This is a genomic window from Yokenella regensburgei, assembly GCF_003634235.1.
GTDB classification, from domain to species: domain Bacteria; phylum Pseudomonadota; class Gammaproteobacteria; order Enterobacterales; family Enterobacteriaceae; genus Yokenella; species Yokenella regensburgei.
Genome location: NZ_RBIZ01000003.1, coordinates 230,349 through 244,073, shown reverse-complemented (window position 1 = coordinate 244,073; position 13,725 = coordinate 230,349). Strand labels below are relative to the sequence as shown.

Annotated in this window: 11 protein-coding genes; 4 read left to right on the top strand and 7 right to left on the bottom strand. The window is 56.8% G+C overall.

From position 1 onward, the window contains the following. Positions 1-48: 48 nt before the first annotated feature. The 4 genes from C7387_RS01240 to pdxB form a co-directional block, all read right to left on the bottom strand. Complete coding sequence (locus C7387_RS01240) at positions 49-717, bottom strand: DedA family protein (protein WP_006820996.1); 669 nt, start codon at positions 715-717, stop codon at positions 49-51. 25 nt (positions 718-742) lie between these two features. Continuing rightward, the gene (gene truA / locus C7387_RS01235) at positions 743-1,555 is read right to left on the bottom strand and encodes a tRNA pseudouridine(38-40) synthase TruA (RefSeq protein WP_006820997.1); all 813 of its coding nucleotides are present in this window, start codon (positions 1,553-1,555) and stop codon (positions 743-745) included. Next, a complete protein-coding gene (locus C7387_RS01230; protein ID WP_006820998.1) occupies positions 1,555-2,568 on the bottom strand; it encodes an aspartate-semialdehyde dehydrogenase in 1,014 nt (337 codons plus the stop codon). The genes truA and C7387_RS01230 overlap by 1 nt, the downstream gene beginning before the upstream one ends. A 67-nt stretch (positions 2,569-2,635) precedes the next feature. Further along, positions 2,636-3,772, bottom strand: coding sequence for a 4-phosphoerythronate dehydrogenase PdxB (gene pdxB / locus C7387_RS01225; protein ID WP_006820999.1), 1,137 nt, complete (start codon positions 3,770-3,772; stop codon positions 2,636-2,638). A 108-nt stretch (positions 3,773-3,880) separates the two neighbouring features. Between pdxB and flk the strand changes: the two genes are divergently transcribed. After that, entirely contained in the window at positions 3,881-4,885 is a 1,005-nt protein-coding gene (gene flk, locus C7387_RS01220; protein WP_120815879.1) for a flagella biosynthesis regulator Flk, read from the top strand. On the opposite strand, the gene C7387_RS01215 is transcribed toward flk, so the two are convergent. Together C7387_RS01215 and fabB are read right to left on the bottom strand one after the other, a co-directional pair. After that, positions 4,882-6,060, bottom strand: a complete 1,179-nt coding sequence (locus C7387_RS01215) for an MFS transporter (protein WP_038256387.1) — start codon at positions 6,058-6,060, stop codon at positions 4,882-4,884. The two genes, flk and C7387_RS01215, sit on opposite strands and share 4 nt — an antisense overlap. 70 nt (positions 6,061-6,130) lie before the next feature. Beyond that, positions 6,131-7,342 (bottom strand): beta-ketoacyl-ACP synthase I, encoded by a 1,212-nt coding sequence (fabB, locus tag C7387_RS01210; RefSeq protein ID WP_006821002.1) that lies wholly within the window; start codon positions 7,340-7,342, stop codon positions 6,131-6,133. A gap of 158 nt (positions 7,343-7,500) precedes the next feature. On the opposite strand from fabB, the gene mnmC reads away from it, so the two are divergent. Next, a complete protein-coding gene (gene mnmC / locus C7387_RS01205; RefSeq protein ID WP_170155401.1) occupies positions 7,501-9,507 on the top strand; it encodes a bifunctional tRNA (5-methylaminomethyl-2-thiouridine)(34)-methyltransferase MnmC2/FAD-dependent 5-carboxymethylaminomethyl-2-thiouridine(34) oxidoreductase MnmC1 in 2,007 nt (668 codons plus the stop codon). A 2-nt stretch (positions 9,508-9,509) separates the two neighbouring features. Here mnmC and C7387_RS01200 read toward each other — a convergent pair whose 3' ends face one another. Further along, complete coding sequence (locus C7387_RS01200; protein ID WP_006821005.1) at positions 9,510-10,358, bottom strand: AraC family transcriptional regulator; 849 nt, start codon at positions 10,356-10,358, stop codon at positions 9,510-9,512. Between the two features lie 229 nt (positions 10,359-10,587). On the opposite strand from C7387_RS01200, the gene C7387_RS01195 reads away from it, so the two are divergent. Then, complete coding sequence (locus C7387_RS01195; protein WP_120815877.1) at positions 10,588-12,423, top strand: DUF2264 domain-containing protein; 1,836 nt, start codon at positions 10,588-10,590, stop codon at positions 12,421-12,423. A gap of 13 nt (positions 12,424-12,436) precedes the next feature. After that, positions 12,437-13,714: an oligosaccharide MFS transporter gene (locus C7387_RS01190; protein WP_120815876.1), complete on the top strand. Its 1,278-nt coding sequence runs from the start codon at positions 12,437-12,439 to the stop codon at positions 13,712-13,714. The last annotated feature ends 11 nt before the right edge of the window (positions 13,715-13,725 follow it).

Genomic DNA, 13,725 nt, shown 5'->3' with positions numbered 1-13,725 from the left:
TGTTGCACATTAAATCATAACAGCAACCGACATGGGATAAAAAAGTGGTCATTCCACCTTTTTTCCAAGCTTTGCCGCTGCACGTTTATGGCGGATGATTTCTACTACCCCCGGCAGGACGGAAAGCACGATGATTGCCACGATGAGCAGCTTCAGGTTTTCCTGCACGATCGGCAGATCGCCGAACAGGTAGCCCGCGTAGGTAAAGAGCAGCACCCACAGCAGCGCGCCGATCACGTTGTAGGCAGCAAAATGACGATAGGACATGTGCCCCATCCCTGCCACAAACGGCGCAAAGGTTCTGACGATCGGCACAAAACGCGCCAGAATGATGGTTTTACCACCATGTCTTTCGTAGAAGGCGTGCGTTTTATCCAGATAGCTGCGACGGAAAATTTTGGAATCCGGGTTACTGAATAACCGTTCCCCGAACACGCGACCAATGGTGTAGTTCACCGCATCTCCGACAATCGCGGCGATGATCATCAGCACCACCATCAGATGAACATTCAGATCGTTAGTCGGTAACGCCGACAGCGCACCGGCGACAAACAGCAGTGAATCGCCTGGCAGGAATGGCGTTACCACCAGGCCTGTTTCACAGAACAGGATCAAGAACAGGATGGCATAAACCCATACGCCATAGTCCGCGACCAGTTCAGCCAGATGTACGTCAATATGCAGAATAAAATCAATCAGAAAGCGAATCAGATCCATAGTTGCTTAGCCTTTTTATCCTCGATTAGTCCGCCAGGAATAGCGGGCCCATCGGCGTCTTCGGCAGGTCGAAACGATCGGGGTAATCCACCGCGACCAGATACAGCCCTTCCGCTTTTGCCGTTGCTGCTGCAAGCGTTCTGTCCTTCGCTGCTAACAGCTCTGCAATCCAGCTCTCTGGCTGGTTTCCGGCGCCCACTTCCATCAGGCTGCCTACGATATTCCTGACCATATGATGAACAAAAGCGTTGGCTTTGATATCCACCACCACATATGCACCGAAACGTTCGACGTTAATGTGCATCACGTTGCGCCACGGAGTGCGCGACTGGCACTGGACCGCACGAAACGAGGTAAAATCGTTCTCGCCAATCAGACACTGGGCGGCACGTTGCATACGTCCCGCATCCAGCGGCTGGTGGTAATGCGTAACGCCCTGGCTTAATACTGCCGGGCGCAGACGATGATTGTAGATGACATAGCGATAACGGCGAGCCGTAGCGCTAAAACGAGCGTGAAAATCTTCGCCCACCGTTTTAACCCAACGGACAGCAATATCGCCGGGCAAATTCGCATTCACCCCAAGCGTCCAGGCCGCGTCTTTACGTAAGGCATGGGTATCGAAATGCACCACCTGACCAGTGCCGTGCACACCGGAATCAGTCCGCCCCGCGCAAAACACCGTGACAGGCTCATTCGCTACCTGAGACAGCGCTTTCTCGAGCTTTTCCTGCACGCTGCGGACTTCGTTCTGTCGCTGCCAGCCGTAGTATTTGCTGCCGTCGTATTCAATGCCAAGGGCAATGCGATACGTCGGTTGCTCTGCCACTTCCAACATCAGTACATATACTCCTGAACCAGCTTCTCGGCGATTTTGACCGCCATCAGCGCACCGCCAAAGCGTACGTTATCGGCAACTGACCAGAACTGAATCTGTTCCGGCATGCCGTAATCGTTACGCACACAGCCGATAGAGAGCTGCGCAGTACCGGACGCGTCGCCAACCTGGGTCGGGAAGTCACTGGCTTCACTGAGGGCAATGTCTTCACCGCGAGCAAACGCATCACGCGCTTCTTCTGCCGCCAGCGGACGCATGGCTTCAAAACTGACCATCTGCGCGTGGCCGTAGAATACTGGAGACTGCACACAGTTGGCGGAGATCATCAGGCCATCGTCCTGGAGAATCTTGCGTACCTGATCGACGATACGACGCTCTTCACGCACGTTGCCTTCGGCATCAGGCAGAAGCGGTAGCATATTGAACGCCAGTTGGCGGCCGAAGAAATCGTCTTCATCAATCGGGATACCGTTCAGCAGTTTGGCACTCTGCCCTGCCAGGGCATCAACCGCTTTCTTACCGTGCGCAGAAGCCGACAGCAGGCTGGTGACCGCAATGCGTGACAGACCACCGTCATCAATCAGCGGCTTCAGCGCGGTAAGCAGCTGGCTGGTGAGGCTGTCCGGTACGGCAATCAGATTGCGGTTGCGGTAGTCCGCCAGCACGAAGGGATTCACTTCCGGAACAACCAGAGGTACATCCGGTTCAAGCGCAAACAGCCCGCTGGTGTCAATCACCAGGCAGCCTGAGTTGGTGGCTTCTTCAACATAATCGGCGCTCGCCTGAGCGCCAGCCACGAAGAACGCCATCTGGGCCTGCGTCCAGTCAAACTCGGCGGCATCCTGCACTCTCACCGATTTACCCGCAAAGCGCAGGTGCTCTCCGGCGCTTTCTGCGCGCGCAAGGGCAAAGATCTCACCCACCGGGAACTGACGCTCAGCAAGAGTTTCAAGCAGGGCTTCACCGACGGCGCCAGTGGCACCCAAAATGGCAATATTCCAGCCTTCAGACATGGTGGTTTACTCCAGAAATTAACTGACCGCCCCGCCAGAATATTGACGGGACAGTATTAAGAAGACATTAACGGGCGGGTTGATGTACGGCGTTAAACCCCAGTTTCAGCAACAGCTCCGCTGCTGCTTTATCGTCACAGACGACGTTTAACGACGACCATTCACGACGTTCCTGGTAGTTTTTGCGCAGTTTGTCGAATTCTCCCGGGATCCCCGCGACTTTTCGCAGCGGCGCGTCGTCGCGGCGCACATCATACACCAAATGAATGAGTCTTTTTAGCGTTGCCTGACAGAGGGGACCATGCAGCGTAATCTTGCCAAACTCCGCCGCCGGCAGCAGCGAATCGAGGGCAACCTGCTGTGGGTTGCCAATAAATTCACTATAGGCTTCAAACACCTGAGTGGTGCCGCGCGCTTTCCCTTCGAGCGTATACCCGGCAATGTGGGAAGTACCAATATCCACGCGAGCCAGCAGCTCGACGCTGAGGTTCGGTTCCGGCTCCCAGACATCAAGCACCACGCTCAGCGCCTGTCCAGCCTGCAGACGCGCCAGCAGCGCGGCGTTATCCACTACCGGGCCACGGCAGGCATTAATCAGAATAGTGCCAGGCTTCAGGCGACGAAGCAGTGCATCATCTGCCAGATGCAGGGTTTTGTACGGGCCATCTTTAAACAGCGGGGTATGGAAAGTCAGAATATCAGCCTGTTCAACCAGCGTGTCGAGCGGCAGAAAATTCCCCTCCTCCCCGTTATCGGCACGAGGTGGATCGCAGAGCAGGGTTTTAATACCCAGCGCTTCCAGACGTTTTTGTAAACGCCCGCCCACGTTGCCCACGCCAACGATACCCACGGTGCGATCCGCAAGGGCAAAGCCATCGCGCTCTGCCAGCATCAGCAGCGAAGAGAAAACATATTCCACCACGGCGATAGCATTGCAGCCAGGTGCTGCAGAGAAGCCAATTCCGGCCTGCTGCAGCCAGGCTTCATCCACGTGGTCCGTGCCCGCCGTTGCGGTGCCGACAAACTTCACGCCTTTGCCTTCGAGCAGTGAGGCATTGACCTTCGTGACCGAACGCACCATCAGCGCGTCTGCATCATCCAGCGCTTCCATCGGCAGCGGACGACCCGCTACGGCCTTTACCTCACCCAGGCGACTGAAAAGTTCGCGGGCATAAGGCATATTTTCATCAACAAGGATTTTCACCGTACAGTACCTGTCTGAGAACGAGAGTTAACCCCGGAAGTGTGCCATAATCTCGCCGCCAGGCATACACGCAGCTGGTGGTCACCGTACTGATGTTAAGGATTTATCATGACGCAACCTATTTCAGGTATGTCCGCTCGTCCTCCGGGGGAAGGTCTTTCAACTTCCACAACGGCTGGAGAACAACCCCTTTCCACGCAGCAACGTACGGTGCTTGAGCGAATTATTACTCGCCTGATAGCGCTGACCTCGCAGCAGAACGCGGAAGTCTGGGCGGGGATGAAGCATGATCTGGGTCTGGCGCGCGATACGCCGCTGCTGTCGCGGCATTTTCCCGCCGCCGAGCAGAATCTGAACCAGCGTCTGAGTACGGCCGAACAGAACCACAGCAACCGACAAACGATGCTGCAACTGACATCGCTCTTAAACCTGGGCAACAACCGCCAGGCGGTCAGCGACTATATTCGTCATCAGTTTGGACAGACAGCCCTGAGCCAGCTTTCGCCCGAGCAGCTTAAAAGCGTGCTGCAGCTGTTACAACGCGGCGAACTCTCTATTCCGCAACCCCAACAGCGCCCGGCCACCGACCGCCCGCTGCTGCCCGCCGAGCACAATACCCTGAATCAGTTGGTAACAAAGCTCGCCGCCGCGACTGGCGAAACCAGCAAAAGTATCTGGCAATCGATGCTGGAACTGTCAGGGGTGAAGACCGGTGAACTGATCCCGGCGAAGCATTTCTCGCATCTGGTGACCTGGCTTCAGGCACGCCAGACCTTAACCACGCAGCCGGCCCCCACGCTGCATACCCTGCAGGCTGCCTTAAAACAGCCTCTGGAGCCGAAGGAGTGGCACGCGGTTCAGGATTACGCCCAGCAAAACTGGAACGTTACGCCGCAAATGACGTTATCCGTCGCTCAGGTGCAGGATCTGCTTAACCAGATCTTCCTTAAACGCGTTGAGCGTTCTCAGGAGACGCTGGAGATCCGCAATATCCAGCCGATCTTTAGCCCGTTCGCGCCCGTGGTCGAGACCATTAAATCACTGTCAGCGCGCCCGGGACTGATGCTTATCGCCATTATCGTAGTCATGGCGCTATTGTGGATTGTGCTTTAAGCGCGGCGCAGCGCCAGTAACGTCACGACGATACCAAACAGCGCCGAGACAGCCCCTGCGAGGAATACCGACGGATAACCAAACGAGGTCGCGAGCAGCCCGGCAAGCGGCCCCGTCACACCGTATGAGATATCCTGAAACGCCGCGTATCCCCCGAGCGCCGTGCCACGTACCTGCGGCGGCACCCGCTTCACCACCTCAACGCCGAGCGCCGGGAAAATCAGTGAACATCCGGCCCCGGTCAACGCCGCACCGGCGAGCGCTACCCAGGCGGTCGGCGCCTGCCACAGCAGCAGCAGACCGGCAGTTTCCACCAGCAGCGAGACCGTCGCTACCTTCACACCGCCGAAGCGGTCCGGCATCCAGCCAAACAGAATGCGCATCAGCACAAAGGCTCCACCGAACGCGCTGAGGGTAAAGCCCGCCATTGCCCAGCCGTTGCTGGCGAAGTAAAGGGAAACAAAGGTGCCGATCACCGCAAAGCCAACGCCCTGCAGCGCAAGCCCAATTCCCGGTTTCCAGATAAGCCCCACCACGCTCCACAGCGACGGGCGCTCACCGGCATGCGCCGGGACCTTACGTACCGTACCGTTGAACGCCCAGGCAAGCAGCGGCAGCGCCATGCTGGTTATCGCCAGTGCGGCAAAACCGAAATGGCTGTTAATCAGCAGACCCAGCGGTGCGCCCACCGCCAGCGCGCCGTAGATAGCCATCCCATTCCACGACATCACCTTGCCGGAACGCGCAGGGCCAACCAGCCCCATCCCCCAGGTGAGCGTTCCGGTAAGCAGCTGACTTTCGCCAAAGCCGAGGATTAAACGGCCCACAATCAGCAGCGCGAACTTCGCCATCGGCGAGACAGGAAGCACCGCAGCCAGCAGCCATGCCGCTCCCGCCAGCCCGCAGGCCAGCATGCCCTGCAGCGCCGAGCGTTTAGCACCAAACTGGTCGGCGAGCCGCCCGGCGTAGCCACGAGTTAACACGGTCGCCAGAAACTGTACGCCCACGGCGATACCAACCATGGTGTTGCCGTAGCCCAGCTCCTGGTGCACAAACAATGGAATAACCGGCAAGGGTAAACCGACCGTCATGTAGGTCAGAAATACCGCGAACGCGATGCGGAACAAATCAGCATTAGAGCGAGTACGTGAAACCGTTGTAGCGTCTTGATTCATAGGAGAAAAATATAACCAGAAGCAAAAAAAGGGAGCCATTCGGCTCCCTGGACTATCTGTTATCTTAGGCTTAAAGCTTACGCATCACCAGCGTGGCGTTGGTGCCGCCAAAGCCAAAGCTGTTCGACATAACGGTCTTCAGCGTTTGTTCGGTCGGTTTGGTCACGATGTTCAGACCCGCAGCCTGCTCGTCCATCTCTTCGATGTTGATGCTCGGCGCAATAAAGCCGTGCTCCAGCATCAGCAGAGAGTAGATAGCTTCCTGAACGCCTGCGGCACCCAGAGAGTGACCGGTCATCGCTTTGGTCGCGGAAATTGCCGGGCTGTTGTCACCGAATACTTCACAGATAGCACCCAGCTCTTTCACGTCGCCTACCGGAGTAGAAGTACCGTGGGAGTTCAGGTAGTCGATCGGGGTGTCAACGCCGTGCATCGCCATTCGCATGCAGCGCACTGCGCCTTCACCTGACGGAGCGACCATGTCAGCACCGTCGGAAGTGGCACCGTAGCCCACGATTTCAGCGTAGATGTGCGCACCACGTGCCAGCGCATGCTCCAGCTCTTCAACTACGACCATACCGCCGCCGCCAGCGATAACGAAACCGTCGCGGTGCGCATCATAGGTACGGGAAGCCTGAGACGGAGTCTCGTTGTATTTGGTAGAGAGCGCGCCCATCGCGTCGAACTCACAGGCCATTTCCCAGCCCAGCTCTTCACCGCCACCAGCAAACACGATGTCCTGTTTGCCCAGCTGAATCTGCTCTACCGCGTTACCGATACAGTGCGCGGAAGTGGCACAGGCAGAACTGATGGAGTAGTTTACGCCGTGGATTTTGAACGGAGTGGCGAGGCACGCGGAAACCGCAGAACCCATCGCCTTGGTCACAACGTAAGGACCCACCGCTTTCAGGCCACGCGGACTGCGCATAGCGTCAGCACCGAATACCTGAGCTTTAGAAGAACCACCGGAGCCAGCAATCAGGCCTACGCGCGGGTTGTTCTGATAATCTTCTGCTTTCAGGCCAGCGTCTTCAACCGCCTGCTGCATGGAGAGATACGCATAGATAGAGGCATCGTTCATGAAACGGACCACTTTGCGGTCGATGAGACCGGTGGTGTCCAGTTTGACGTTACCCCATACGTGGCTACGCATACCTGAATCTTTGAACTCTTCAGAGAAAGTGATCCCGGAGCGTCCTTCACGCAGAGATGCCAGGACTTCCTGCTGGTTATTACCGATGCTGGAAACAATGCCCAGGCCAGTAATCACTGCACGTTTCATTCAATACCTCTGTAAGTCGCACTATTTTAAGTTTCGAGTCGCAAGATAGCGTACAGTTGTACGCCGAACAAGTCCGATCAGCCATTTTCTGTCGAAATTTGCTCCGGCTCGCCCATATCGTTAAGATCGTCATACTCCCCGTCATACGAGTAACTTACGTGAAACATAACGCCATACAACCTGCCAACCTCGAGTTCAACACTGAGGGTACACCTGTTTCCCGAGATTTTGATGACGTCTACTTCTCTAATGATAACGGACTTGAAGAGACGCGCTATGTTTTCCTCGGTGGTAATAAAATTGCTGAACGCTTTCCCGAGCATCCCCGCAGCCTGTTTGTGGTTGCAGAAAGTGGTTTTGGTACTGGGTTGAATTTCCTGACGTTATGGCAGGCGTTTACGGCATTCCGCGCGACGCATCCTCAGGCTACGCTACAAAGATTACATTTCATCAGTTTTGAGAAATTCCCGCTCAGGGCAGAGGATTTGCGCCTCGCGCATCAGCACTGGCCGGAACTTGCAGAAATGGCGGCTGAGTTGCAAACCCAGTGGCCACTGCCGGTGGCGGGCTGTCACCGCCTGCTGCTCGATGAAGGACGGGTCACGCTGGATTTATGGTTCGGTGATATCAATGAACTGACGGATACCCTCGACGATTCACTCAACCAGAGCGTGGATGCGTGGTTCCTCGATGGTTTTGCACCGGCAAAAAACCCGGATATGTGGACGCCGAATCTGTTTGCTGCCATGGCGCGCCTGGCAAGACCCGGGGGAACGCTTGCCACCTTTACCTCCGCCGGCTTTGTCCGCCGTGGCCTGCAGGAAGCCGGGTTCACTATGCAAAAGTGCAAAGGTTTTGGCCGCAAGCGCGAAATGCTGACCGGCGAGATGGCACAAACGCTGAGCTACCCACCGCGTACGCCGTGGTTTGCCCGTCTGGGTTCAGACAAACGTGAAGTGGCTCTCGTCGGCGGCGGGATCGCGAGCGCCCTGCTCTCGCTCTCACTGCTGCGCCGGGGCTGGCAGGTCACCCTGTACTGTGCCGACGACAAACCGGCTGAAGGGGCTTCCGGCAATCGCCAGGGTGCGCTTTACCCGCTGCTAAACGCTCACGATCCGGCGCTGACCCGCTTCTTCCCGCTGGCATTCACCTTTGCGCGCCGCCTGTACGACACGTTGCCGGTCACCTTTGAGCACGACTGGTGCGGGGTCACGCAGCTTGGCTGGGATGAAAAAAGCCAGCACAAAATCGACCAGATGCTGGCTCTGGGGCTACCGCCGGAGATAGCGCAGGCGCTACCTCAGGAGCACGTTCAGACAGCCACGGGCGTCACCAGCCACTGCGGCGGCATTCAGTATCCGCTTGGCGGCTGGCTGTGCCCGGCGCAGCTCACCCGCAACGTCATTGCCCATGGCGAAACGCTGGGTCTGAAAACGGTGTGGAATGCCAAGGTTGATGCCCTGGTTCAGCAGCAGGACGGCTGGCAGCTGACAATGCGCGACGGCACCAACCGCCCTCACGCCGCCGTGGTGCTGGCGAACGGCTACCGAATCAATCAGTTCAGCCAGACCAGTATGCTGCCAGTTTCCGCCGTTGGCGGACAGGTAAGCCATATTCCCACGACGCCAGCGCTCGCAAAACTGCGCCAGGTCCTGTGCTACGACGGCTACCTGACACCACAAAATCCAGATAACCAACAGCACTGCATCGGGGCGAGCTATCACCGTGGCAATACGGCAATGCGTTTTAGCGCGGAAGATCAGCGCAATAACCGCCAGCGGCTCATCGACTGCTTCCCGGATGAAAGCTGGCCTCTGGAAGTGGACGTCAGCGCAAACGAAGCCCGCTGCGGCGTGCGTTGCGCGACCCGAGATCATCTGCCGTTGGTCGGTAACGTCGCGGATTACGATGCCACCCTGGCTGAATATGCCAGTTTGCGTGACGACCAGGCCAATGCCCCGCTTGCGCCGGTTTATGCCCATTTGTTCATCCTTGGCGGACTTGGCTCGCGTGGCCTGTGCTCAGCACCGCTAACGGCAGAGATTCTGGCGGCACAGATGAGCGACGAGCCGATCCCACTCGACGGCGAAACGCTGGCGGCACTCAACCCAAATCGTCTGTGGGTACGAAAACTACTGAAAGGGAAAGCGGTAAAAGCGGGCTGAAATTAAGGCGCTGCAGCCGAACGTTTTCGGTACTGCAGCGGGGTTTGCTGCATCAGGCGTCTGAAACAGGTAATGAAGTAGGTCACTTCACTAAAACCGACCTGTTCGGCAATTTCCTCCACGCTGAGGCAGGTCGAGCGCAGCAGGTCACAGCTGCGCTTAACCCGACGGGTGAGCAGATATTCATGAATACTGCCGCCGGTCTGCTGGCGAAAAATCCGCGACGTATAGCTACGCGAAAAACCCACATCGTGAGCCAGCTCCTCAAGCGTAAATTTCTGCGCATAATGATTCTCCACCCACTGCATAATGCGCGCCGAAGCGCTCTGCTGCTGGGGTTTCATCATCACGGGCTGAGCCGGAAGCAGCGCCATCATCTGCATCATCAAAAACGCCACCTCTTCCGCCGGATATTGCCGCGTGGTGTCGAGCGCATTAAAGCGCGCCAGCACCGTCTCCATAAACGCCGCATGCTCGCTGAGATCAAAAGCCTGGGCGGGAGCCTGACTCGCCGCCAGATGTGAAAACTGCGTCTGAAAACGGGGAAAGTGTTGCAGCGTACTTTCCACCACCGATTGTTCAATATGCATCGTGGTGCGGCAGTAGTAGTTATGCTCGCTGTTATCGACGTGCACCTTGTGCAGACGAAACGGCGGGAAGATGAACAGCCTTCCCGGGCGCGCGGTGTAGTGCTGATTATCCACCACCACAATACCGTATCCCGTTGAGATATAAAGAAACTCTACACACTGATGCCAGTGATAATAGCGGGCGCTGGAGCCCTGCAGGCGATTGAAAGACATCGTCTGACGTTCAAGAGTGATCCTCTCCAGCTGTTGCGCTTCTACCATCGTTTCACCATGACAACAGAATTAAACTTTTAGCCTACGGTTTGTAATTTATCCCTCTGCACGAACAAAAAATCCAGTCGAAATGAAATAACGGTTCATTTTTGTGAACAGGCTCACTCAGCGTTGATGACAAAAGCGGCTACGCTGTGTCACGCCACCCACACAGGGTGAGAATAAATATTGAATAACAATACCTTAATCCGATCTCGTGTCTGACGGGAGAACCCTCGTGCAACCTGAAAACATTGATTTTACAAACCCTCTGCAACAGCGCAGCGATGTCGCGGAGTGGGTGAATGAAATACTGAATGCCGTAACGCCATTCTTTAAAAATGACACCAGCCGCGTCGACCTGGGGAATTTTACCACCCACTACGGTCCGCGAATTGCCAGCATGGAGGCGTTTTCGCGCCTGCTGTGGGGCGTCACGCCGCTGCTGGCTGGCGGTGAGAAACCCGCGCAGTTTGCGTTTTATGTTCAGGCGATTAAAAACGGGGTTAACCCGGAGCACGCCGATTACTGGGGCGAAATTGGCAACAGCGATCAGCGGGTCGTGGAGATGGCGGTCTACGGGTTACTGCTGGCGCTGGCTCACGATAGCCTGCTGCCTCACTTCAACGAGCAGGAGAAAGCACAGCTCTGGCAGTGGTTAAAGCAAAGCGAGACCGCCGCTATCCCGGATAACAACTGGCACTTCTTCCCCATTCTGGTTCAGGTGGGTTTCCAGCAGTGTGGAATGCCGGTGAACCATGACGCCATTGAACAGCACTTTGCCGCCATGGAGCGCTACTGGCTGGGTGACGGCTGGTACAGCGATGGCCCCGACCGACCGCGCGACTACTACATTTCGATGGGCTTCCATTTCTACGGCCTGATCTACACCAGGCTGATGGCGAAAACGGACCCGGTGCGTTGTGCAACTCTGCGCCAGCGGGCTACCGTATTTGCCGCTGACTTTATCCACTTCTTTGCCGACGACGGTGCCGCTATCCCGTTTGGCCGCAGCCTCACCTATCGTTTCGCTCAGGCCGCGTTCTGGAGCGCCGCAGCCTGGGCCGGGCTGGAGGTCTTTTCTCCGGGCGTGGTGAAAGGTATTGTGCTGCGCCACCTGCGCTGGTGGATGCGCCAGCAGCCATTCGACCGCGATGGCGTGCTGAGCGTTGGTTACAGCTACCCGAATTTAGTGATGGCGGAAGACTACAACGCGCCTGGTTCTCCCTACTGGGGCCTAAAAACGGCGCTGGTGCTGGCCCTTGGCGAAGACGATGCCTTCTGGCAGGCGGAAGAACTGCCTCTGCCGGCGCAGAATACACCACATACTATTCCCCACGCCGCACAGGTCCTGGTGCATCAGCGCAATCATCTGTGGATGCTGACTTCCGGACAGCTTGAGCGGAATAACTTCGTCAATACTGAGGCGAAATACTGCAAATTTGCCTATTCCACGCGCTTTGGTTTTACCGTTGAGCGTGGGCGCTACGGCCTGCCGCATGCCTCACCGGACTCCATGCTGCTGCTCTGCGAACACGACAACTACTGGCGCGGCCGCCGCGAATGCCAGCAGGTGGTGGTCGGTGAAAACCAAATCTACAGCCGCTGGGATCCCTGGCAGGACGTCACCGTCGACAGCTGGTTACTGGCCGTCGGCGACTGGCAAATCCGTGTACATCGCCTGCAAACGGCGCGTGAACTGGAGAGCGTCGAAAGCGGTTTCAGCCTGCCGGGCCGTCCGCTACCGGAGCAGCACTGCGACGTCAGAGAAAGCCAGCTCAGCAACAACGGTGAGCTATCAACGATTTACTGCCTGAGCCCGCAGCCGCGCAGCGGCGAGGTGGTATTCACGCCACCGAACAGCAATCTGCTGTTCGCCGTACCTGCCGCCGTGCCGCTGCTGCGTCGCGCGCTTCCGGTCGGAGAACATCTGCTGATCAGCGCCGTCTGGGCGGGAGACACCGTCAGTTTTGACGCAAGCACCCTGCCGCAGGTGAGCCGTGACGAAACGCAAATTCGTATTGTCACCGCCCACCACGACGCGTGCATTCAGCTCGCCCCGCTGCCGCGCTAACCAGGAGAGAACCATGAAAAACCAGACCACGCGCAGTGCGCAAATCAGAATGAGCAGTTTCATTTTTCTCTACTTTTTCACCTGGTCCTCAAGCTTTGGGCTTTACGCGCTATGGCTCAGCCAGAAGGTGGGGCTCGACAGCATCACCATCGGCAGCGTATTCGCCATCAATGGCGTCTTCGCGGTGATCCTGAAACCGGTGTACGGCTACATCATGGACAAAATTGGAATGAGCAAATGGCTGCTCTATTTAGTCTGCGCGATTTCCGCCCTGATGGCACCGTTCTTCGTCTTCGTGTATCAGCCGTTACTGCTGAGCCATACCATGATGGGGATTGTGATCGGCGCACTGTACCTGAGCCTGGGCTGGTACGCCGGGGTAGCGGCCTCAGAGTCTTACGCCGACCGGTTCAGCCGGTTGTATCACCTGGAATTTGGTCAGATCCGCATGTGGGGGTCGCTGGGCTGGGCCGTGGCGGCATCGGTGTCCGGGATTTTATTTAACTTCACGCCGGTAGCCAACTTCCTGCTCAGCAGCACCACCTCCATCATCATGCTGTTGATGCTGGTGAGCCTGAAAATTGGCGCTGAACAGCTGAAAGATAACGACGTTATCTCTGAAAACAAGATTGTCTTCAGCGACGTCATTATGCTGCTGAAGAACCGCAAATTCTGGATGTTCAGTCTTTATGTGGCAGGCGTGGCGTGGATGATGTTCATCGCCGAGCAGCAGTTCCCACGCTATTTTGTCTCGTTTTTCAGCACCACCGAACAGGGAAACGCCTGGTACGGCTATCTCAGCACCGTGCAGTCGGGCACCGAGTTCATCATGATGATGTTTATCCCATTGCTGGTGAATCACTATGGCGCCAAAAAGGGCCTGCTGTTCTGCGGCATGGTGGTGGGCGCACGTCTTATTGCGTCAGGGCTGACCACCGATCCGGTGATTATCTCCATCATCAAACCGCTATACGGCGTGGAGATAGCCCTGCTGCTTATCTCCGTCTTTAAATACATCGCCGAGCATTTCCCGAAGAAGGTAAACGCCACGATGTATCTGCTTGGCTATCAGGCCATGATCTACGTCGGCTCTATCGTCGTCGCTCCGCCGGCGGGCTATCTGTATGACCGGATTGGGTTTGAACATACTTATTTGCTGATGGGCAGTTGCGCCCTGCTGTTCACGCTTATCTCCGCATTCACTTTGTCACGCTGCCGCTCGGCACGCGCTGACGCAGAAGACTTTTCCCCTGGGCTGGACGCGATGCCAGCAGAACCAGGTAAACATTAATCGAGGAGATG